The organism is Streptomyces violaceorubidus (assembly GCF_000717995.1).
GTDB lineage: Bacteria > Actinomycetota > Actinomycetes > Streptomycetales > Streptomycetaceae > Streptomyces > Streptomyces violaceorubidus.
In genome coordinates, this window is record NZ_JODM01000042.1 from 1 (window position 1) to 23384 (window position 23384).

The 23384-nt window shown below is 66.7% G+C and carries 6 protein-coding genes and 2 pseudogenes; 3 read left to right on the forward strand and 5 right to left on the reverse strand.

Annotation, left to right across the window (positions count from 1 at the left end; genetic code table 11):
* Positions 1 to 340: 340 nt before the first annotated feature.
* On the reverse strand, positions 341 to 628 hold the full coding sequence (locus IE94_RS37345; protein ID WP_051777787.1) for a transposase family protein: 288 nt from the start codon (positions 626 to 628) through the stop codon (positions 341 to 343).
* A gap of 140 nt (positions 629 to 768) precedes the next feature.
* Between IE94_RS37345 and IE94_RS38575 the strand changes: the two are divergent.
* Positions 769 to 1026, forward strand: a pseudogene (locus IE94_RS38575) (tyrosine-type recombinase/integrase); the annotation flags it as partial.
* A gap of 111 nt (positions 1027 to 1137) precedes the next feature.
* Here the strand turns inward: IE94_RS38575 and IE94_RS0131570 are convergent.
* Entirely contained in the window at positions 1138 to 1413 is a 276-nt protein-coding gene (locus IE94_RS0131570) for a hypothetical protein (RefSeq protein ID WP_157849412.1), read from the reverse strand.
* On the reverse strand, positions 1413 to 8132 hold the full coding sequence (locus IE94_RS0131575) for a polymorphic toxin-type HINT domain-containing protein (protein WP_425337990.1): 6720 nt from the start codon (positions 8130 to 8132) through the stop codon (positions 1413 to 1415). Before IE94_RS0131575 ends, IE94_RS0131570 begins: the two co-directional genes overlap by 1 nt.
* 506 nt (positions 8133 to 8638) lie before the next feature.
* On the opposite strand from IE94_RS0131575, the gene IE94_RS41315 reads away from it, so the two are divergent.
* Both IE94_RS41315 and IE94_RS0131595 read left to right on the forward strand, forming a co-directional pair.
* The gene (locus tag IE94_RS41315; protein WP_051777791.1) at positions 8639 to 12928 is read left to right on the forward strand and encodes an FG-GAP-like repeat-containing protein; all 4290 of its coding nucleotides are present in this window, start codon (positions 8639 to 8641) and stop codon (positions 12926 to 12928) included.
* A gap of 873 nt (positions 12929 to 13801) precedes the next feature.
* A pseudogene (locus IE94_RS0131595) lies at positions 13802 to 14506 on the forward strand (IS630 family transposase); the annotation flags it as partial.
* Positions 14507 to 14951: 445 nt separating this feature from the next.
* On the opposite strand, the gene IE94_RS0131600 reads toward IE94_RS0131595, so the two are convergent.
* Positions 14952 to 21020, reverse strand: coding sequence for a hypothetical protein (locus IE94_RS0131600; protein ID WP_030191158.1), 6069 nt, complete (start codon positions 21018 to 21020; stop codon positions 14952 to 14954).
* A gap of 95 nt (positions 21021 to 21115) precedes the next feature.
* Positions 21116 to 23311 carry a hypothetical protein gene (locus IE94_RS0131605; RefSeq protein WP_245235355.1) on the reverse strand — a complete coding sequence of 732 codons (2196 nt, stop codon included), beginning with the start codon at positions 23309 to 23311 and terminating at the stop codon, positions 21116 to 21118.
* Between the last annotated feature and the right edge of the window lie 73 nt (positions 23312 to 23384).

Sequence of the window (23384 nt, forward strand, 5' to 3'; positions counted from 1 at the left end):
ACACCGCAGCCCGATCGCTTACGAGATAGCGTCCGAAACAACATCAACTACGCTGACGCAAGCCGCATAACCCGTGTCCAGAACTCGGGGTCAAGGCCCCCGTGCCGTAGACGCGCCCCTTGCGTGTTGCGTACTCATCGACGCCGACCACCCGTGGGGATGGTGCCTCCGGTTCCGGCAAGGTCGTGAGCAGGCGAAGCACCGTGCTGCGGCTGACGGACACCCCGAAGACTCGTGCCATCCGGGCGCCGGCCCGGCCGGCCAGGGCGAGGCCGACCGCGACCAGCGTCGAACGCAGGCGCTCGGTCCACCGGCTGTGTCGCCGGGTCAGGCCCGGTAGTTACTCGACAAACGTCCGCCGTCCGCACCCAGCGTTCCGGCAGAAGAACCGGCGGACCCACAGGCAGAGAACCATCCGCCGCCCCGCGCTGGCAACATCGGCGGGAAACCGCAGGTAAGAGCTGTGTAATCGGCTCGACTGGCTCCCACAGCTCGGACACCCCGCCTCAGTTGCCGTACCGCGGGCCTCGATGCGTATCGCCTCGTGGTTCACGTTCACCGACAGCACCGCCACGTCCGCGATCGACGGGAACAACAGCCTCTCCAGCCGGAACGATGTCTCTTCCACGATGCTGAACTGTCGGCCGCTCCAAGGGCGGTGCTGATCATATTCAGGCAATCTCCGGGAGGCCAATCCGAGCGTCAGTCGTCACTCAGCGTGCCGCCTTCACGGAAAGCGAGCCAGAACCACTACTCGTGAATAAAGCCATCCTCCACAAGGCCGGGCTCCGGACGATCCGCTTCCACGACCTCCGCCACTCGACCGCCACCCTCCTCCTGGAACAGGGCGTCGACCTCGTGGTGGTCAAGGAACTCCTTGGCCACGCCCACATCGGCGTAACCGCCGGCGTCTACGCCCACGTAAGGCTCCGCCTCCAACGCCAAGCCATCGACACCCTGGGCGACGCCCTCGGCCCCACCAACGATGACCCCGACGCTCCCCCTGCCGCAGCCGTCGTCCGCTGACGTTGCCGTCAGCGTTGCCGTCAAAGCGCGCATGCCCACGACAACACGAATTTCTGTTGTCGTGGGCATGCGCGGATCGTAATTCTCGACAGAAGCCCTACCGGACCACGTTCACCGAAGCAGCGATCGCATCTTCTCGGCAATTTCTGTGGCTGCCACTCTAACTTGCTCGTCACTCAACGTACCCGCAGGCGCATCCAACTCGCCCGCATAGTGATCGTTGGCTACGTAGAACAATTCGGTGGCAGCCTCATATTGCTCGTGCGACGGAAATGAGCCCGGGTAGTTCTTGTACAGCGGAAGGCAGACCACCGAGAACTCGGCCGCCGAGATCCTTCCCTCTGCCACTGCTGACGCGAGCACCAAGAATGGCTCTAGCTTGGCCATCACAGCTTCCCCTGTTCCATAAGGTACCGGAACTGGTCCGACGTCGGATCCGATCTCCAGGCGCCCAGCATCTGCCCGGATTCAAGATCGACCGATACGTGACGCCCCGTATTGGGGTCCACATAGTGCCGCGCTGCGGCTCCCCGATAGGTACCTGTGATTTGAACGTTCCCCGGGTTCCTGACGAAGCTCTCCAAGGTATTCACGAAAGCCAGCTTGGTTGCCTTGCTCTCCTTTCCGGTGATCCCGAAGTCTTCAGCATGCTTGAAATGGTGAGGAACCTTGTTCGAATCGATCCAAATCGATCCACAGCCGGGTCCGCTGTTGTGAACGAGGACCGGCGTCTCGCCCGCCAGCACATAGTACGTGTGCAGGTCGTCGACTGTAAAATTGTAGGTTCTCGCGTGCTTTGCGAACGGTCGGTTAGCAGTGACGATCACGGTCTCACCGTTATCGGTGAGGAGCGTCATGCCCTTGCTGAGGTTGCGCGCTTCCACCCAGTCATTCTGGGAGGGAGACCAGAAGGGATGTTCGTGTGTGGCAGTGAGTTTTTCTATACCGTTTTCAGTGGCTATAGATAGCTCGTTGAACTTCTTGTCGTTCTCAGTGACGATGAGTTGCGTGACGCGCCGAGGCCCTGATTCTCCTGTCAGCGGGTCGGTCGCTTGTACTTCGTCACCGATTTCCACATCTTCAATGTCTTTTGTTCGCCCGTCAGCCATGAGCACATCGGTGCCGGCCAGGAAGCAGCGGAAGCAGTCAAACTTCACACCCTTCCACTTTCCTGCGCCCTTCCATGCCCCCATCCGACCTGCAAGAAGAAAGTCGAACCCAATGTTTCCGCAGATGGGGCAAGTGTCGAGTGTGTCAATTTCCTTGATGTGCTTCCAGCCGTCATAGTACTTCGACAACTGCGAGCAAACTTCATTAGGGGCGCCACCAGAGCAGCGCTCTCTGAGGATTAGTTCGTAGCTCAGGTTGAACCCGAGGACGTTGCCCCATTGGCCGATCTTATTCTTGACGAACTGCAGACTCTTGAATTCTCCGAAGTACTTCTTGACCAGCTTTACGGGCGGCGGCGGAGCCTCTCCGTTACCCAGGTCGATCACACTGGGCGTGCCGTCGGTGTTCTCGGTGGTGCCGCTTTCGCCGCCTCTTCCGGCTGTTTCGTTGTTGACGTCGTCCGGGTCTCCGTGGAAGGCGTCGGGATCTTTGTCGAGTGGATTTTGGCCGAATCCGCCACACACGTCCTTTGGGCAAAGGCCGCGCGGGTCACTTAGCGTGGCGGGGTTGTTATTGGCGTAGGTGTACCCGTTCAACTGCTGGGAGCTGGCGAGGTTCATGACCGGGTCGACGCTGATGAAGCGCCCGATCGCCGGGTCGTACTCCCTGGCACCCAGATGCGTCAGCCCCGTGTCAGCATCCTTGGTTCCTCCGACGAATCCCTTGTCACCGACCCACGGACGGGCCTCCGAGCCGCGGGGCGCGCCAAAGAGTGTGGATTTGCGGCGGGTGACTATTTGTGCGGCGTCGGCGGTGACCTGGGTGGTGTTGGTGCCGTGGTGGTCGCTGACGAGGAAGGTCAGTTTGCCGTTCGTGCGTACGGCGATGGTGTCGTCAGCTGTGTAGTAGCGCGTTCCGGTGACGCTGCCGTTCTTGTCGAGGTGGAGTTCGTTGCCGCCGGGCAGGTACAGGGTGGTGCCGGTGGAGTCGCGGCGGACCATGCGCTGGCCGTCAGGGTCGTAGAGGTATTGGCTGACGGCAGTGCCCTGGGTGACGGACTTAAGGTGGCCTTCGTCGTCCCATCGCAGTGTCTGGGCGGCGGCTGTGCCGATCTGCCGGATTTCGGTGTTGCCCGCGTCGTCGTAGGTGAAGGTTTCCTCGTGTGCGTTGGTGCCGGTCTGGGTCACGTTGGGCAGGTTGTGCTTGCCAGCCGTTGGTGCAGCGTAGGTACGTACCGTGTCGGCGGTGGGGCCGGATGCGGTTTTGTGCTGTGTTTCGGTTTTGCGGTTGCCGACGGCGTCGTAGGTGTAGCTGCTCCAGTAGGCGTCTTGCCCGCCGACGACGGTGCTTGACGGGGTCGTGGCGCACTGTTCACCGGTGTTGGTCCAGGCTTCGGTGACGCGGGTCAGGGCGTCGAGACTGAGGCACTGGGTGTCGGTGGTGCGGGCTGCGTCCTGGCCGTAGGCGGCGGCGATGGCGGTGACGTTGCCGGCTGGGTCGTAGCTGTACTTGGTGTCTTCGATGCGCTGTGGTGCGACCTCGCGGTCGGTGTAGGCGCGGGTCAGCTGACCGGTGTGGTCGTCGTACACCCTGGTGGTCCACAGGTGCTGAGCGAACTCGCCGTACTCGCGGCGGGTGTTGCGCCCGTAGTGGTCGTAGGTCGTGTTCGAGACGAGTTGCGCATCGGGCACGCCGACGGTGTTGAGCAGGCCCGAGACTGCCGTATAGGTGTTGCTGATGGTCTCGTTTGGCAGGCCGCCCATGGAGGGCTGCTTGGTCCACATCACCTGGCCGGTATTGAGGTTGTAGGAGGTGGTCCACTTATAGGTGCCGGCGAGGCTGCCTTCGCTGGCCGGGATGGTGACCTGGGTGAGGACGGGCTGGTAGAGGCTGTTGTACGAGGTGATGGCGGATTCGTATGCGGCGCCGTCGATGTAGCGGGTCGCCTTGGACAGTTCCCCCTTGGCGACGGTGTCGTAGGTCCACGTGGCGAGCGTGGTGGTGCCCTTCTTCAGGGCAGTCTTGCGGCCCAGGGCATCGTAGTCGGTGTGCAGTGTGATCTGGCGGGCGTCTTTGGTGTCGGTGAAGCGGTCGCCCTGGTCGTAGGTGGTGAGTGCTGAACCCGTATCGGGGTCGGTGCTGGTGGTCTGTCGGCCGCGTACGTCGTAGCCGTACGTCCAGGCGGCGCCGGAGGGGTCGGTGACCTGCTTCAGTAGCCCGCGGTTGTCGTAGGTGTACTTGGTCGCCTGAGATGTGGTGCGGTCGGCGTTGGTGTATTCCCTGAGTTCAGTGGTACGACCGAGTGCGTCCGTCATGGTGGTGGTGGCGATGCCACCCTTGGGCGGGACAACCGTGGTGGCGTCGCCGGTGTAGGTGGTAACTGTGCGCTTGGTCTCGTCACCGAACTTGCGGGAGATCACCGCCGTGGTCCGGCCGGCGCCGTCGTACTGGACATCGGTCGAGGCGGGATACTTCAGTTCCTGCCCCGTCACCAGGAGCGGTTCCGCGACGCCCTCGGTGTAGTACGTGCCGGATGAGCGCCAGGCGAGGCCGCGGGTGTCATAGAAGGTTTCCGAGACCAGGCGACCAGAGCGGTCGGGTGAGGTCGCCTGCGTCTGTATGTCGCGCAGGAGCCCGTCAGCGAACGCGTACGTAGTCTCGTACTTCGCGTCGAATGTGAGGGTCTTGGTGGTGATTACGGTCGGGCTGTCGGTGCGGACCTGGTAGGTGAAGTCGTAGTTCGGCGAGTCCGGGTAAGTGACCGCGGAGCGAGTGGGAAGCCATACCTTACGGATTCGCCCGAGACCGTCGTAGGCGGTCGTGGTGACCTTGCTGTTGGCGTCTGTCACCTGTGTGGGCTGGCCACGGAGGGGATCGAGAACCGTCGTGGTGGTGTGTCCGAGCGGATTCGTTACGAGTGACTCAGTCGGCGCTTCGCCGGTTGTCGGCGTGTAGGTGCTGGTTGTCACCTTGCCGTAGGCGTCCCCGGCAGCCGTGGCTCGCCCGTAGAGGTCGTAGCAGAGCTCGTTCTTGGCTGCGCCGCAGGTGCTGGGTACTGAGGAGACGGTGTCGTAGCCGTCACCCTTGCCGTTGATGCGGTCGGTCTTGGTGAGCAGTCCCTTGGATGGTGCGGCGCCGAACGCGCTGTTGTCGTAGAAGGCGCGGGTGTCGTCGATGACATCGTCGGGACGGGTGATGGTGGTGCTGGTGCACTCCTTGGCCAGGGTCTCCGTTCGCGCGACCATGCTCAGCATGTGCTTGCTGGTGTTGCGGGCGTAGGTGGTGAGAGTGCACCGTTCGTCGCCGCCCTTGGCGGTGTCTCCGGTCTCGGAGACGGATTTGACCATGCCGTACTGGTCGAACTCGGTGGCTTTCTCAGTGGTGCGTGTGCCCGTGGAGACGGTGGTGCGGTCTATGGCCTTCTGGGTGCCGGTCTTGCGGGACTCGAGGGCAGGAAGACCGGTCCGACTGCGGGTGGCTGCCGGCTCGGAGCGCCACGGGGTGTAGGAGGTGGCGGAGACGAGTTTGTTGGTGTCGTCGCCGTTGTAGGTGGCCTGCTCTCGGGCCATGCCGGCGAACTGCCTGCGGTCTGTGACGGCAGTACCGGCGGAGTCCTTGACCTCGTGGCCGTCAATGCCTCGGAAGTAGCGCGTCTCGGACAGGCTTTTGGCGTCGAATCCCGATCCGGTGCGGACTTGTACCCGGCCGTATCCGCGGAAGACGGAGTAGGTACGGTCGTCTGCCTTGATCAGCTCGTCGGTGCCCTTGGTCCAGGCTGCCCCTCCGAGGTAGGCGTAGGAGGTCACCTTGTCCGGTGTAGAGGCGAGGTTGTCACCTTCGAGGATCTGGGTGGCAACGTAAGAGTTGAACCAGTCGTCCTTTGCGTCCTCGCCTTCGAAGGTCCATTTGACGTGGTAGCAGCGTGTGGTGTTGCTGTCGTCGGTGGCTGGGAGGGTGGCAGCGGTGCAGTCGGGTTCGGAGTAGTTGACCGCGACGGTGCCGCCGGCCTCGGTGGTGATCTGGTAGAGCCGCAGGCGGACGAACGGAGCCAGGCCGTCACCGAGTTTGTCGACGCGATTGGCCTTCTGCTCGCCGGCAAAGGTGACTGGGGGCAGGCTGACGGCACTGCCTGCCTTGCCCGTGCGGGTGATGGATTCCAGCCACATAGGGGTGGATACGCCATCACCCGAGGCGGGGAAACCCTGCTGGAGTGTCCAGGAGTCGACGTCCGTGTGGACGCCGCCAGCGAGTACCTTGGTGGTGATGGACTTCAGGCGCTTGCGGGACCAGAAGCTGGGCGAGTATTGGTCCTTGCACTCGGTCGCGTCCGCTTTGCAGTACAGGTCGAAGGGAACGTCGGGCCAGTTCTTGGCGTACGTCTCGGTGAATGTCCCGCAGGAGGACAGGCACCTCTCGTCCACGCCGAAGTGAACCTGTCCCATCGCCTTGCCGGTGTAGACGGCGTCGTCGCGCAGACCGTAGTCGATGTGGTCCAGGTAGGCGCCGCGGTCGTAGGGGGTGACGGTGGACTTGCCGGTGGTCTCGGAGACGTTGCGGCCGTAGTTGTTGACCTCGTCCTTCCAGTAGTAGGCCATGGCGTTGCCGCGGACATCGACGACATAGTCGAGCTGCCAGCGCCACGCCTGCTGGCACCAGGCGTCGGCGAAGGCCGTGTTGTAGCAGGGCTCGCCCTCGTGGTTACCGAAGACAGGAACGGTCAGCGTCGAGTTGGTCTCCGGGTCGTCCTTCGTCTTCGGGTCATCCGTGTCAGGGCCGTGATCGCTCCAGCCCGGCAGGCGGTTGAGTCCGAAGTGGTACTGCGTCCCGTTGGTGGTGGTGATGCGCCAGTGTTCACCGGCACCGTCCTTGCCTGACGTGCCCTTGTCGTCGTTGGCTGCTCCGGTGAGCTTCTCGACCTTCTCGCCCGCGTCGGACTCCGGGTGCCACCCCTTGCCCTCCTCGTAGACCAGTTCGGTGGTCTTACCGCCCAGGGACAGGGTGGCGTTGTCGTTGTACCAGCACAGGTCACCCACCCTGGTCGTGTTCGTGGCGTCGGTCTTGTCGTCGTTGCAAGGCTTGTAGCGACGCTCGATGTAGCCCGGTTCCCAGGCCCAGCCGTCGCCCAGCCAGGACGGCTGGTTGTTGGTTGCGGCCGTCTGGCCGTCCACTGACTGTGAGCTGTAGCCGAGGCTGATGGTGGGCTGCATGCCGCCGGGCACCGACGGGACGGTGATCGGATACGACCAGTTGAACGAGCCCGTCGCTCCCCCTGATGACCAGGAGCCTGATGGCGTGAGTGAACTCGCCTTGTAGTTGCCCGTGGGACCGGCGGCTTCTGCCGTGGCCGCGAACACCATCGGTGCCGAAGCCTGGCTGCCGCCCGCCTTCAAGGTCACGGGTGCTGTCAGTACCCCTGCCGAGGTCTCGTTGGTGGTCGGTAGCTCGGTTTGAGTCCGGCACTTGGGGATGTCTGGCGTGGTCAAGGCGCACGCCGGCATCTGGACCAGTCGAAGGCGAGCAGCCCAGTCGCCGCCATAGGCGCCGCGGAAGGACGAGTAGTCCACCTTCACACTCGCCGTGCCCTGCGCGGCGCCGGCGTCGGTGCGGCTCGCGGACAGCAGAACGCCGTCGACGCCCGCCGCCCGCGTCTTGTCGCGGCCGACGACGGAGATCCGCACCTTGGCTGGCAACTGCCCCTTCGAACGGAGCGCGCCTGGAGCCTCACCAATGGAGACCGGCAGCTTGCCCGCGCGCAGGACCGCGCCCTTGCGCGGCGCGACCTCCGCTGAACCTGCGGCCGGCCAGGACACCGCAGTCGGCTTCCAGGCGTGCTGCTTGGCCGCGTCCGGACGTTTCTTTCCCCCGATGGCGACCGATTGCACTGGTACTGCTGGTGGCTGTTTCAGCCGCGGCAGATCGACGCCAGATGTCGTCTCGGCCGCCACTACAGCGGTCGGCGGCAGCACACCAGTAATCACAACTGCAGCCAGGGTCATCACGAACCCACGCATGCCGGAACGGCTCACGCCCCACCCCTCACCCTTACCAAAATTCCGCCAGACGTTAACAGGAGATCCACTTCCTCCACCAGACCCATCTTGCGTGACGACTACACCTATCGGAATTGAGCACCCAGTTGGGCAACGAAGGAATTTGAGTAACAAACGGGATGAAAACTAGACGACTGAGACCGACCCGTCTCCCAACTCGCGGACCTAATCAGCCCGGTTGACCTGACTCGTCCCTGACGTTCCTCCAGGTCTCAGGCGGGCTGCTCGAGACCCCGCCCGGATTTCAGATATAGAGTCGCGGCCACGTTCTTCACGTTTGAAAGGGTGGTGTGGTGTTTTCGCCACGTGGTAGACACGCCTCACGCTGTTCCTGGCACAGACGTTTTCTGGCCATTTCGCTGGCGACGGCCATCGCCGTCCCCTCGGCCCTGAGCATTCCCACCGCGTCAGCGGCCCCGTCCATACCGGTCGCCGCCGCCGAGGCTGATCCGGTGGCGGACGGATCAAAGAGTGAGGAGGACCACGCACTCGAGCAGGCCGCCGCCTCGGAACAGCCGTACGAGCTGCTTTCGGCGCGGACCGAGTCCTCGGACACGTGGGCGTTGCCGGATGGCACGTGGTCGGTGAAGCGGCACGGGACGCCGGTGCGGATGCTGCGGGACGGTGCGTGGGTTGCGACGGACCCGACACTGTCGTTCAGCGCAGACGGCAGGGTGACGCCGAAGGCGTCGACCGTCGCGGTGTCCTTCTCCGGTGGTGGCTCCGGTGCTCTTTTGCGGGGTGTCAAGGACGGCCGGACTCTCTCCTTGACGTGGCCGACACCGCTTCCCCAGCCGACGCTGGCAGAGAACGTGGCCACCTACAGCGAGGTGCTGCCAGGTGTGGATCTGCAGCTCAAGGCCGAGGTGGAGGGCTTCTCGCAGCTGCTGGTCGTCAAGAGCGCCGAGGCGGCACGCAATCCGGACCTCAAGACGCTCACCTACGAGCTGGACACCGTGGGTGTGACGGTCTCGACGGACGCCGAGACAGGCAGCGTCACAGCGACCAACCCGGCAGGTCAGACGGTATTCACCAGTCCCTCGCCGCTGATGTGGGACTCGACGACCATCACCTCGGCCGATGACACCCTCAAGGCTTCCGCCCTGTCCGCGGCCGAGGGGGAGACGCCCGCGGACCAGTTCGTGCCCCCGCCGGGTGCGCAGGATGCACAGATGGCCACCACGGTAGCCGGTGACAGTCTGGAGATCACACCGGACCAGGAGCTGCTGACCGGGACGGGCACGCAGTACCCGGTGTACATCGATCCTTCCTGGTCATGGGGTGAGCGGCAGAACTGGACGCGGGTCTACAAGGCGTATCCCAACACCTCGTTCTGGAACACCAAGGAGGTTGTGCGGGTCGGGTACGAGGCTGAGACCGGCGGATCCAACCGTGTGTCCCGGTCGTTCTTCCAGATGGACGTCGGCGACCTCAAGGGCGCCAAGGTCAAGTCCTCTACGTTCCGGGTCCGCAACACGTGGTCCTGGTCCTGCCAGGACCGTCCCGTCCAGCTCTGGCATGTCGGAGCGATCTCCCGGAAAACCACGTGGAACCGGCAGCCGGCGAAGTACACCCGGCTGGACACCGTGGACGACTCCAAGGGCTGGAGCAAGGACTGCGGGGCCGGCAACCTGGAGTTCAACGCCACGTCCAAGGTCACCGAAGCCGCCTCCAAGGGCTCGGCCAGCGTCACCTTCGGTCTGTACGCCTCGGACGAGACGGACACCTACGGCTGGAAGAAGTTCGATGCGAAGACCGCCACCCTGGAGACGGTCTACAACTTCCCGCCCAAGGCACCCGACAAGCTCGGCACCAGCCCCAGCACGTCCTGCACCAACGGTGGCTTGATCGGGAACACGAAGGTCAGCCTTTACGCGACGGTCAATGACAGGGACGCCGGCAACCTGACCTCCCGGTTCCGGGTACTCAAGTCCGGCAGCAGCACCCCGGTGGTGGACAGGACCATCCCGGCCTCCAACGGCAAGGTCACCACCCTCTCCGTCCCGGACGCGGACCTGCCCACCGGCAGCTACACATGGCAGGTCTCCGCCACGGACAAGGAAGGCGCCGCATCCAGCTGGTCGAAGACCTGCAAGTTCACCGTGGACCGCACCCGCCCCTCCAAGGCCCCCGTCATCACCTCCCAAAACAACCAGTTCCCCCGCGGTGACGACGGGTGGCCGGCTGTAACCGGCCAGGCCCGCAGCCCAGGCACATTCACATTCTCTGCCAACGGGATCTCGGACGTCGCCCGCTACTTCTGGTGGACCGACCACAACCCCGAAGTGCGCGATGCCAAACCCGGCGTACCGGCCACCGTCACTCCACCCAGCTACGGTCCGCACTTCGTGTACGCCTACAGCGTGGACAAGGCAGGCAACCGGTCCGACACCGCTACCTACCTGTACTACGCCACCCGCTCCACGACACGCGACATTCCCGGCGACCTCAATGGCGACAGCAACCTCGACATCTGGAGCACCGACTCCAACGGAACCCTCCTGACCTACGCAGGCCAGGGCGCGGGCGAATTCGCCACAGCCACCAACGGCGGCGATCACTCCTTCGCCGACGCTGTCGTCGGCTCCCGGGGCGACTGGGGCCAGGACGGATACAACGACCTCGTCGCCCTCGAATACGACAGCACCGACAAGCGCAACAGACTCAGGACTTACCCGAACAACGGAACGGGCGTCATAGACGACGCCCCGGCCGAGCTGACCGTCCAGTGCCCGGTGAAGGACCCTGAGATGGGCTGCGAGTACGGCGAGGGTGACGACTGGAACGGGGACGACCACTGGTACAACGCCGAACAGGTCATCTCCGCAGGCGATCTCAACGGCGACGAACAGCCCGACCTCCTCGTCAAGCAGGGCAAGCAACTGTGGGCCTACTACGGCAGCCGCCGCACCGACATGCTCGACAGCGGCCGACTGCCCGTGCTGGTCGGCAACGGTGACTGGGACCAGTTCACGGTAATCGCCCCCGGCGACCTCAACGCAGACCGCATCCCGGACTTGTGGCTGCGGCACGACAGCACCGGCGTTCTCTACCGCACCTACGGAGCCAAGAGCCCCGACGGCTACCTCGACCCAACCACGTGGGGCGCAGCAGACAAGCGCGTGAAGATCAAAACCGGCCTCAGCGCCTCGGCCTACCCCACCATCGGCTCCGTCGGCGACATGGACAACGACGGCTACGCCGACCTGTGGGCCCGCAAGAGCGACAACACCATGCAGGGGTGGTCCGGCAAGGCACCTGGCACCGACGGCACCACCCTCGGCACGCCATACCTCATCGAGGGCATCACCGGCGGCTCACGCATCCCCGCAGGCACCACTCTGAGCGCCGGACAGTCCTACAGCTCACGCTCCATGAAGCTCACCATGCAGGACGACGGAAACCTCGTCGTCACCTCCCGGGCCAGCAAGGTGATATGGCAGACAGGCACCGCCGGCAACATCGGCGCCACGGCCCAGATGCAGACCGACGGCAACCTCACCGTCATCAGCGCCACCGGAGCCGCGCTCTGGAGCACCAACATGGTCCAAAAGGCAGAGGACGGCCCGGGGACCGTGACACCGAACCTCACCGACAACGGCTACGGAATCCTGCAAGACCGGGGCAACCTGGTTCTGTACAACGCCAAGGGCCAGTCACTGTGGGCAACCGGCACCGTCGTCAGACACGACTACACCAACGACGGCCGCAGCGACATGGCCGACTGGTACGACTACAGCGACGGACACGACGAACTACACGTCTTCCCCGCCCTGTCCGACGGCTCCTTCACCAACCCCACCCACGCCTGGGAAACCGCAGCAGGCAACTACTGGGCCGAAAACATGAAGCGCGTCACCGGCGACTTCAACGGCGACGGCATCGGTGACGTCGCCGCCTTCTACGGATACGACACCGGCCAAGTCGCCCTGCGCACCTGGCTCGGCAAGGGCGACGGAAGCTTCTCCTCACCCTTCGCCTCCTGGAGCACCAAGCCCGGCAACTGGACGTTCGACCACATCTACGCCCAGGCCGGCGACTTCAACGGCGACGGCCGCGACGACATCGCCGCCTGGTACGCCTACGGCGACGGCAGCGACAAGCTCTACACCTTCACAGCCAATACCAAGGGCGGCTTCAACACCCCCTTCAGCTCCCTCTACCGCACAGAAGGCTGGACGGCAGAGCGCATGAAGTTCGCCACCGGCGACTACAACGGCGACGGCCGCGACGACCTCGGCGCCCTCTACGGATACGCCGACGGCCGCGTCAAACTCATCACCTTCCCCACCAAACCCACCGGAGGCTTCAACGAACCAATCCACGGATGGGAATCGACCGGCTGGACCTTCAGCAACGCAAGCGTCTACTCCGGCGACTTCAACGGCGACGGCCGCGACGATATCGCCAGCTGGTACGACTACGGCGACGGACACGACGCCGTCATCAGCTTCAACCCCAGCGGAGCCGACGGCAAATTCGGCAACCGCCAGGAAATACTGAACATCGCCGCCGGCTCCTACGAACGCTCCCGGATGCAACTCGTCACCGGCGACTACAACGGCGACGGCCGCGACGACCTCGCCACCGTCTACGGATACGCCGACGGCCGCGTCAAGACCATCACCTGGACAGCCAAAGCCGACGGCACCCTCAACAGCTCGCTGCACAGCTGGGAAGCACCCGCCGACACCTGGACCTTCACCCGCATGCACATGATCGAGAGATACAGCCCCGCCTAAACAAAATCGGCATCCAAACCGAACCCACAGTCCGTTGGCTGATGCCAAGAACTACGCGATGCGGAGCGTACGACGTGCCGCTGGCCAACGGGCATCGCTACACCTCACACCTCCCCGCTCCCGGTACGCTGGGAGCGGGGAACCCAAGCACGTCGATGCCCGCGCGACTTCCAACGCCAAGGCTCGATCACCGCCGCACCGCTACGCCACCGAGCGGGGCCCGTCGCCCCGGACCAGTGCAGCGAACAAGTACACCCGTTCGCCACCTCGCCGAGCAGGTCCGCCCCGACTACCTCGCGGCCCGCTACAACGCGCTGGCCCCGCCGCCGACAGCCAGCTGCCCCGACGTCTTCGGCCTCACCGCGCCCCTCGGCACGAGCGTGCTGATCACCAAACCCCCCGCCCAAGAACGGCTCACCGGAAGGTACGGCCCCGCCCGCCCGCCCGGTTTCGCTCCCGGCGACCACCGGCTGTGCATGGTCTGGCTCACCAGCCTCACTGAAGATCATTCAGGACGGCCTGGCGCCGCTGCGCGAGTGGCTCGGCCACACCTCGGCCGCCAACGTCTCTGTCCGCGTCAGCTTCACCCGGCCCCAGCAGATCACCGAGAACCTCACGGCTATAGGAGTGCCGCTCACCGTGGGTCTGACACACGAGAAGTGTAACTGTGGTGGTTGGCACCAACTCGGCTGCCGCAGGCACTTCTCGTGCGCCGGGGGCATGGCGAGCCATGCGCACGAGTCTTTCAAGCGCTGCGTGCCCGAGTTCCCACCCCTTGTGTACCGGCGGGATCAAGAGGCTCTGCTACCGACCCCGGAGGCCGGTGTCCCGTGCCGAAAGAGAGCCACGCCTTCGAGTGCACGGCACCCCCATATCTCGCGGATCTGGCGGGCGTTCGCCCTGGCCCCGCACCGCTCACAGACGTTCAAGCTCTCCGCCGACCCGCTGTTCATCGACAAGGTCCGCGACGTCGTCGGCCTCTACCTCGACCCGCCGGAGAAGGCCCTGGTCCTCTGTGTGGACGAGAAGTCACAGATCCAGGCCCTGGACCGCTCACAGCCGGTGCTGCCGATGATGCCCGGCGTTCCCGAACGCCGCAGTCACGACTACGTCCAGGCCGGCACCACCACCCTGTTCGCCGCCCTGGAAGTAGCGACCGGCAAGGTCATCGGCTCGCTTCACCGCCGCCACCGGGCCGCCGAGTTCAAGAAGTTCCTCACCAAACTCGACAAGGAAGTACCGGCCGGCCTCCAGGTCCACCTGATCCTCGACAACTACGCGACCCACAAGACACCCGACATCAAGAAGTGGCTGCTGGCCCACCCCCGGTTCCACCTGCACTTCACCCCGACCAGCGCGTCCTGGCTGAACCTGGTCGAGCGGTGGTTCGCCGAACTCACGCAGAAGAAGCTCAAGCGCGGCGTCCACCGCTCCGTCCAGGCCCTGGAGCGGGACATCCGGTCCTGGCTCGCCGACTGGAACGAACACCCCAGACCCTTCGTATGGACGAAGACCGCCGACGAGATCCTCGACAAAGTCGCCGCCTACTGCCGACGAATCTCCGACTCAGGTCACTAGACAGACCCTGGGGCGGGTCTCGCGAGCGGGCCTTTCGTCCAAGCGTGTGGTGCCGCTCCACAAGAAGCGCGGGCACGAGATCGAGTCGCTTCCCGACCTGCGCCGCCTCGACCTGGAGCTGGTCGACGCTGTCCGCCGGGCGGAAAGCGAGCTGGTACTACCCGGCCGTCGCGGCGTTCTCGGGAGCGGGCACAGGGCTGGTGATCTCCGGCGGAGAACTCGTCATCGCCGCCTGACGACCGGCCGGTTTATGGGCCTGAACTCACGGGCCCGCGAGGTGGCCCGACACCGACCCGTCCCGGCAGCTCCTGGAACCCTGGTAGACCGCGCAACTCTTGATGTGCCCGCACCCGGCGGAACAGGTTCTCCGCCCACTGCGGAACCGCGACAGGCACGCCCGTGATCGCCACGGCCATGCCCGGTCACGGTTCACGTACCGGCTCTTTCACCCGCCCAGCGCCACGCACTCCCGGAGCACCGGTTCCAGGCGCAGCTGGGTGTCCTCACGATCGCACACCTGCAAGGCGTTTAGGCAGTTGACGATCCACCGCGCCTCGTCCTCGTCATCGATCTTGAGCGCGACAGCGGTCACCGCACCCTCAATGTCGAAGAGGCCGTCCTTGAACTCGTCGTCGAGGGCCCGGTACCCGGCGACCAGCAGCGGCTCCGCGTACACGCCGGTCGCCTCGGTGAATGCGCGGGCCTCGGCCCGGTCCGCGCGGAGGCCGGCCAGGCGGCGCAACACCTCGTCGGGGTCGCCCAGTTCCTCGTGCAGGCGGTGGGCCCGGTTCACCAGGAGCGGCCAGCCACCGGTCAGTTCGTGGAGACGGTCCAGGCGGTCCTCCGTGTGGAACATCTCCACGCGCTGGGCCCAGCCGCGCAGACTGCGGTGGTCATGCCGGCGCAGCACCACCGGGGCGGCCGAGGTGGGTTCGGTTCCGGTCAGGAGTGAGCGCCACAAGGCGAGCTGAGCGGGGTCGGTGACGAGAACGACCGCGCGGGTGACCCCCGGGGTGGCGGGCAGCAGCGTCTCGGCCAGGTCGACGGCTTCGCGGCAGGTCTCGGGCCGGACCGGATCCCGGTAGTTGACGAAGTCGCTGATGACGACCCGACGTTCGCGGGGACGACCGCCGGTGAGTTCCTGCTTGTAGACACTGGGCTTGCCGACGGGCGGCAGCGTCCAGCCGTCGATCGGTCCGGCGATCGTGCGCAGGGTTCGGGCGACGTCGGCGACTCCGGTGGCGGTGGTGCCGAGGACGACCCGGGTCCGGTTGGAGCGCTCGCCCAGGAGGTCGTCGAGCTGGGTGTTGGTCAGCGGCGCCGGCCTGCCGTCGGGTAGCTCGGGGCGGCCCTCCTGCACGATGCTCTCCTGGAGTTCGCAGTCCTGTTCGGCCCTGAGCAGACGTGCCTCCACCTCGTGGGAGGTACCGATCATGCGCAGGGCGTTGGGACCGCGCAGATGCCAGCCCAGGCCATCGTGGTTGGGCGCGAGGATGCCGAGTCCGACCATCTCGGAGAGGTAGGCGCGGAAACCCTCGGTGTCGAGCTGTTCGAAGCCCTTGCGCCAGTATGTTTCGCACTCCTCGCGGAGCTCGGTGTCGCTCAGCCGCACCTCCAAGCCGTGATGGCGGGCGTGGTACGCCAGCACGTTGGCGATCACGTCGTAGCGGTGGTCGAGGCTCAGCGTGTCCTTGAAGGCCGCCGAGATGCCGTCCCGGAGCGCGGCGTCCGACTCCACGATCTCGATGTCGGCCACCTCCACCTCGTAGGGGGGTTCCCCGGCGCCGCGCCGCGTCCGCTTGCGGTGCATCAGCTCGACCAGCCGGTGCCCGAACATCTGCAGCAGGAACGGCTGGTACGAGCAGTAGCCGAGTACACGGTTGACGAGATCCAGGTCCTTGAACTCGAACCCGAGCGCCCGCATCGGCTCTACCAGCAGTTCCGCAGCCGACTGGGGAGCCAGCGGGCCGATCACCTTCGGGGTCTGGGCGAGATGGCCGAACGGCCCGTTGCTCGCGAGCTTGGAGAAACGCTGGACGGAGTGCAGTCCTGCGAAGACGACCTTCGCCGCGTCCTTGGTGTCGGACCCGAGGCCCTTGAGCTTCTTGGTCTGGTCGAACCGCGGGGCGTCGGCCTCGAAGAACTGGTCGCACTCGTCGAGCAGGATCAGCAGTCGGCGCCGGGAGTCCCCGTCCAGCCAGGTCCGGATGCCGGCGCGCACCCGTTCGGAGATCTCCTGCCTTTTCCCGCGCCCCTGCGGCCGGTCTTCGAGCACCTGTGCCACGGTCAGCTCCCTCAGCAGGACGCTCCATAGCGCCTCCGGCCCACGCGAGCTGCCCTTGCCGATGTTCTCCTGGTCGAGGTTGACGTACACCGTCTGGTAGTAGCCGGGGCGCTGCTCCGTGAACCGTTCCCCGGCGTCGGCGAGCAGTGCCGACTTGCCCAGGCCCCTGCCGCCGTAGATGACCTGGGTGCCGCGCGGGTCGAGGATGCTCTTGCGTTCGGCGTCGCGGCCGTAGAACATCTCGCCGCCGATCCGGCCACGCTTTTCCCTGATGTACGGGTTGACGCCGGAGAAGGGCAGCAGGGTTTGCGTGGCGGCGCTGACCTGGCGGTTGCCGCGGGCCGCGAGATAGGCGAGGGCGGCGTCGTCCACCACCAGCAGCGGCTGCAACCGGTCAGCACCGGCTGCGAGTTCGACTCGGGCCTCACGGCTCAGCGTGCCGAAGTAGACGACGAGAAGGCTCGCTCCGCTGGTGTCGCGCTCCGCCCAGCTCATGACGACCTTGGCAGGCGGCCTGCCCCAGACCATCATCACCCGCAGATTGCCGCCCTGCTCCGTGATCTGCGAGCCGAACGCGGGTGCCTTCGCCCTGCCGTTGATTTCCACGCCGGTCGCTTCGAAGAGACGGTACTCCCGCCGGTGCTGGGACCGGTCGTCGAGCGGCCTGGCGCTCTTGGCGTCGTAGCCGAGGAGCTTGAGGAGAGGCGGCACCTGCCGCGTCGGAGCCACCTGGAGCCTGTCCTTCCCTTCGGTGGCCGCAAGCGCACGCCACTCGTCGAGGGCGTCGGCCGCAAGCGCCGCCTCGTCGGTGGAGAGGCCGCCGTAGTCCAGGACGGGGATCATCGGATGCTTACCCCCTGACCTGACCAGCTCCACGAGGTCGTGGTCGATGCCTCCAGGCAGGCCGTCGGGCACGGCCTGGAAGAACTCGGTCAGATGGGATTCGCCGCCCTCGATCTCCGGGACGGGTTCGCCAATCTCCAGGAAGTAGACGAGATCGGCGGCGGTGGCCAGGTCGTTCGTCTCCAGGCGCCGCAGGACCTGGTCCCGCTCCTCCATGGAGGGGTCAAGGGCGTCGAGCCGGGCCCGGATCCGGTCCGCCGCCTGCTTCCGGAAGGCCGGCAGGCCACTTCGTACCTTCTCGAGTGCCCGCCGCACGTCCAGCAGATCGTGCCGGCCGGTGCCTTCGAGACGGTCACGGGCGTCGGCGAGCAACTCCTGAAGGCCCAGGTCCTGGTCCTCGGTCACGGCGCCGTCGGCCTGAGCGCGGTGCAGTTCGGCGACGAGGTCGCTGTGTGCCTTCCGCAGCTGCGCACGCCGGGCGGTCTCCCTGTCGTCGATCTCGGCTTCCGCGGGCGGGACGAACTCGCCCGCCCCGGCGGCAGGCAGCAACCCTAGTCCGGCGAGGTCGACGATGTCGCGGGCTGCAGTGAAGGCGTCGTGCGAGAGCCGCTCGTCGAGGGCGTCCTGCCAGCTCCGGTCGACCGCGATCAGCAGCTCGCCCAACGACGGATGCCCGTCGTGAGTGTCCTGCACCTTCAACAACTCTGCGTCGAGTGCGAGGTCCGGGTCGACCGGTCCGCCGTGACGCGCGGTCACGCTGTCGCCGGCCAGCAGAGCGAACAGCTCCTCCATCGAGGCGTGAGCCGCCCAGGCCATCGCACCCGAGAGGGCGTCCGGACGCCGCGCCAACCGCTCCAGTTCGCCCAGCGCCGCTTCCCCGCCGTCCAGCAGGGATTGACGCAGGGAGGAGATCTCCCTGACCGCACGGCTGCCGTCGGAACGGTCGCCGCGACGGGTACCGTCGACCGCCAGGCACCACTCCTTGACCAGGCTGACGGCCCGCTCCACGAGGTGCACCAGGTCCTGCCGCCCGGAGCCCTGGAGCGGTTTGCCGCTGGACGAACGGTACTTGCGGTCCATGCGGTCGATCTCGCTGTTGACCTCGGCCAGTTTCGACAGCCGCTCTGACTGCTCCCGTACCTGCTGCAGCGCGTTGCGGTCGTCGCCGACGACGGTCGTGAGCAGCGATCCGAGCATCCCGTCGCCGGGGGCGAGCCAGCGCTTGGCGATCTCCGTGGCCCGTGCGAACCGCAGCCGCTGCGGCGCGAGCAGGTCACGGCTCTGCTCGCGCAACTCCCGCAGCCGGGTCTCCGTCTCGGAGACATCGGCGACCAGCGGCGAGGCGATCAGCAGGGCGCCGCTGAGGGCACGGTCGGCGACGGCGGTCGCCGCCTCTCCGAGCCGGTCCGGGAGCCGGGGCACCAACGCCTTGAGCTGAGCGCCCGCAGCATGGTCGCCGGTGATCAACGCGGTACGCAATAGGGCGGGCAGGAGCAGGAGTTCGCTGCCCTCGGTGTCCTGACCCGCGTATCCGCCGTACTCCTGGAGCAGGTCCGCCGTCAGCCGGGCACTCTGGCTGTCCCCAGAGGTGAGCAGCGCGGCGGCACCGGCCAGGCGGAGCGCCGACACCTGGGGCTCGACGTGGCCGGCGGCCCTCGCCACATGGTGGGCGAGTCCGAAGCGCCGCTCCACGACCAGCCGCGCCAGGACCCCCTCGACCGCGGCCTCATCGGTGGCTCCGTCCGCCACCGGGGCCGCTCCCCGGACGGGCGTGTCCTCGACGGAAAAGACTGTGCGAGCGGCGGGCGTCTGGCCAGGTGCGTCTGCGGACGTGAGGGGCGCCGGGTCGCTGTCGGCGGCCGGCGCGGCGTCTGCGTCTGCGTCTGGGGCGTGGATTGGCTCGGCGGTCGTCGTGGCTTCCGGCCCGGCGGTGGACTGGGGCGCGTTCGCCTCGGTCGGTGCGCCCGACTGCATGGTTCCGTGTTCCGCGGTCGTCTCGGCGTCGGCAGGCTGGGCGGTGCCATGCGCCTCGGCGACCCCGACGGGGTGCGGGTCACCGTTTACCGGCTGGTCCAGCGTCAGCTCAGGAGCGATCAGCACCGCCATGGCGCATGTGGGCAGGACCCGTACGACCTGCGCCTGCAGTGCCAGGATCTCCGTCGCGGCGTCCGCCTGCCGCCCCAGCCTGATGAGGCGGGCCAGAGCGGCGAGCGCGGCGCTCTCCTCGCGTTGCGGTTCCCCCCACACCGGCACGTCCAGCAAGCGGCGGGCCACGCCGCGCACGGCCTCGACGGCAGTGACGGCAGCGGCGGAGCTGTCCGGGCGGCAGGCGACATTCAGCAGCACCCGCAGCGGCTCGCGGGCCTGGAGGTCACGCTCCCGCGCTGTCCGGTGCGCGCGTGCGGCACGCGTCACGTCCGCCAGGCGACGAGGCGCCCCCTCGATCCCGGCGGCCCGGAACACCGCTTCCACCTCATCGAAGGCAGTGCTCAGCGCAGCGAGCGAAGCCATGTCCTCGTCCTGCGGAGGGCAGCCGTCCATGACCGCGTCGGTGACCTCCTTCGCCGCCTGGCGGGCTTCTGCGAGGGCGGACTCCAACTGCCGGCAGGTCTCTTCCGGAGTCGTCCCCTCCATGCTCCTGGCGCCCTCGGACGCCGCAGGGGTCACCTCGTGCGAGGCGCTGGGGTTTGCTGCCGCGGTCTCCGGTGCGGGGGCACCGGTGCCCGGCCGGTCGGCGAATTCAGCGCGCTCAGGTTTCCCGTCCTTCGCGAGCGCTGGCTCGTCGTCTCCCGCCACTCCGGAGGCGAAGTCGGGGTACGCCTCCACGAGGGACCGCGCAGCGGCAGCTACGGCGGCGAGCCGAGCCGACTCCTCGTCACCAGCCGTCGTCCCGAGCCAGTCCTGGTCCGCTGCCCAGGCAAGGATATGGGCGTCGGTGACAGTGGCCTGGCACCACGCGAACACGGTGGCCCGGACCAGCGTGGCGCCCCACCGGGCAACAGGGTCGGGGACCGTCTCACCGTCTTGCGCCAGGACGAATTCCCCGACCTGGTTCATCACGGTGGCCGTGAGTCCCCTGACCCCGCATGTGCACGCGTGCTGTCGTGACTCGCGCCGCAGTCTGGCGAGCACATCCCGGCACAGGGCACTGCTCACCCGTCGAGGGGCCGACATGCGGATGCCCAGACTGGTGAGCAACTCCTGGCGGTGTTTGGGCCGCAGGGAGTTGAATGCGAGCTCCACCATGTCCGCAGTGAGGTCGTTCAGGGCGGCGACGGCCGGGGATTCCAAGGCGTTGAGCGCGGCGGCGAGGCCTTCAAGGTCCTCGGCCGAGACGCTCGGCGGGGACCATGGCGGCCCTGTGACGACGCGGTAGCGGTCCTGCATGTACACGCACTCCGTTTCTGTGGGTGTCGGGACGAAGTCTGTGGGTGACGGATAGAAGAGGGCCGGAGCCGTGGATGCGCGAAAGCCGCGAAAGGTCAGCGGCCGCGCGTGTGTTCGGTCACGAACGTGTAGCCGTACGGCAGTTCCCAGCCGTCCGCCTTGCCAAGCCTGCGGCAGTACTCCCGGAAGGCCGCACGCTGAACGTCGCTGGGCAGACACCCCGGCCGCAGGCGGCGTAGATGACCTGCGACGAACTGAGCGTCGCGCGGTCCCTCACTGCCCGGCTCGCCACCGCCCCACGGACGTATCACCCGCGGCCTGACGGGGCGGTAACCGATGAGGGGAATAGTCTGCTGTCCGTCACGCGGCGGGAAGTGCGGCTGCCCCCAGGCGTCCCGGCTGCCAAGGGTCGGCTCCAGAAGACGTTCCGCGAGCAGTTCCGCGACGGCCGAGTCCAGGGCGGCGGCCTGCGACCGGGCCGGTCGGCGCCCGTAGACCGCACTCGGCAGAACCGACCGGTCCATCAGGGCATGCCCTTCCAGAGTGAGCAGACCGCAGCGGCGCACGGTGCGCATCACCAGTTGTCGGGGACCCAGCCCGACCGCGCTGTCACCATGACGGCTGCTGCCCGGCACGTCCTCCCTGGTGAGCACGCGAGAGTCGTAACAGTGCCCCGTCTCACGGTCGCCGACCTGAACCCGTTCCTTCAGCCGCGTCGTCGCGAGACGGATCACTGTGTCGCCACGACGCCGACGCAGCTCCAGCGTCAAGCCGGGGAAAAAGTCACCGGGCCAGACAATTCCCGTCAACCGACCAGAGGCGTCGCCGAGTTCGGCGGTGACGTCCTGAACCGCCTCCTTAACGTCCAACGTTCCACCGGAGTGGACTAATTCGAGGCGCAGCGTGGGGTGCGCGCCGTGCAACTGGTGAAGCTCCTCCGCGACGAACGGGTGCAGCGGGAACCAGCCGTCGATGAGATGGGCCAGCCGCAGGGGCGCCCGCCAGACGATCTCCTGCTCATCGCTCCGCAGAAGATCACCGGTGCCGAGGAGGTCGTCGTCGGCGAGGGGCAGATCTACCGGTTCCAGCTGCTCCTCCGCTTCGGGTTCCGACGGTGCCGGCAGTGTGGAGGTCCAGCCGCGTCCGGCCGGCACCAGGGGGTTTCCGGGTGTCTCCGCGTCACCGGGATGATGAGACCGCCAAACCCCTCCCCCCTCGAAGGCGTCGTCGAGGGTGATCCGCGAGCCGTTTCCGAACAGTCCCCCGTCGCTGTCCCCTTGTACTACGTCGGCGAGCGCCAGGTTCGCCCGGCACACCGCAGCGGCGTACCCCGGTCCCCTGAGCCGTTCCGACGCCCCGGGAAAACCGCGAAGCCGTGGTCCGACCGTTGTGTACACAGTGACCGGAGCGACAAGGCCGTATCGTCGCCTCACCGGGGTGGCCGCGCGCTCCACCTCGGCCACGAGGGACCTGACATCGTCGCCGCCCAGCGGTCCGGTGTCCCGCCAGCAATCCGCGAGAGAGGCACGGGTCATGGCGTAATGACCCCAGGTGCGCAACGCGGCACTGGAGTAGAGGACACCCCGCACCGTGTCTAGGAGACCGAGCAACCCCGCTCGCAGGTCTTCGTCGTCCGTGCCGCCCACCAGGGAGGCAAGGGACACTGGGACGAAGGGGCTGAACAGCTGCTCCCGTGCTGTCGTCAGGAGATGGTCCGCGTAGGCCGCCAGATCGTCGCGCCGGGCTGCTTCCGAGGACGGGTAGCACACGTCGACGATGACATGCCCGTCCTCATTGATCCAGCGCCCGCGCGTGCGTAAGCGATGAAGCTGGACCGGTGACAGGCCCAGAGCCGGACCGAAGGCCTGGAGGTCCGGAACCAGCAGCTCCCTGCGCCGCGGCGCGGCGTCCTCGCCGGGCCTCCCAGGGCCCTCGGCGCCCGCGGGCGCCCCCGACACCCAGGCCGGCACGTCCCCGAGCGCGCCCACCTCCGGATGCGCGCCCTCCCGGTAGACGATCTCGGCGTAGAGCGGGTCCGACCCTGTGGCGACACACACCATGGCACCGACTGGGAGCACGGGAGCGCACTCACCGAAGGTGATCACGGGGAAGCTGTCGAGGCACAGCGGGCTTCCGCCATACCCGTCGCCGCCGAGGTCGTACCCGAAGTACACGGCGTTGAAGGCAACGGTGGTGTGCACCGGTGCCGGACGGGCAGCGACAACCGCATCGAGGTAGCTCCGCAGCCGACTGCGTTCCCGGTCCGGGACGGCGGCGTAGCCCCTTGTCATGGCAGAGGTCAGAAGAGCCTGGTCACCGTATGGATCCGGCACCCGCGTCCGCTCACGTTCCTCGACCCCTTTT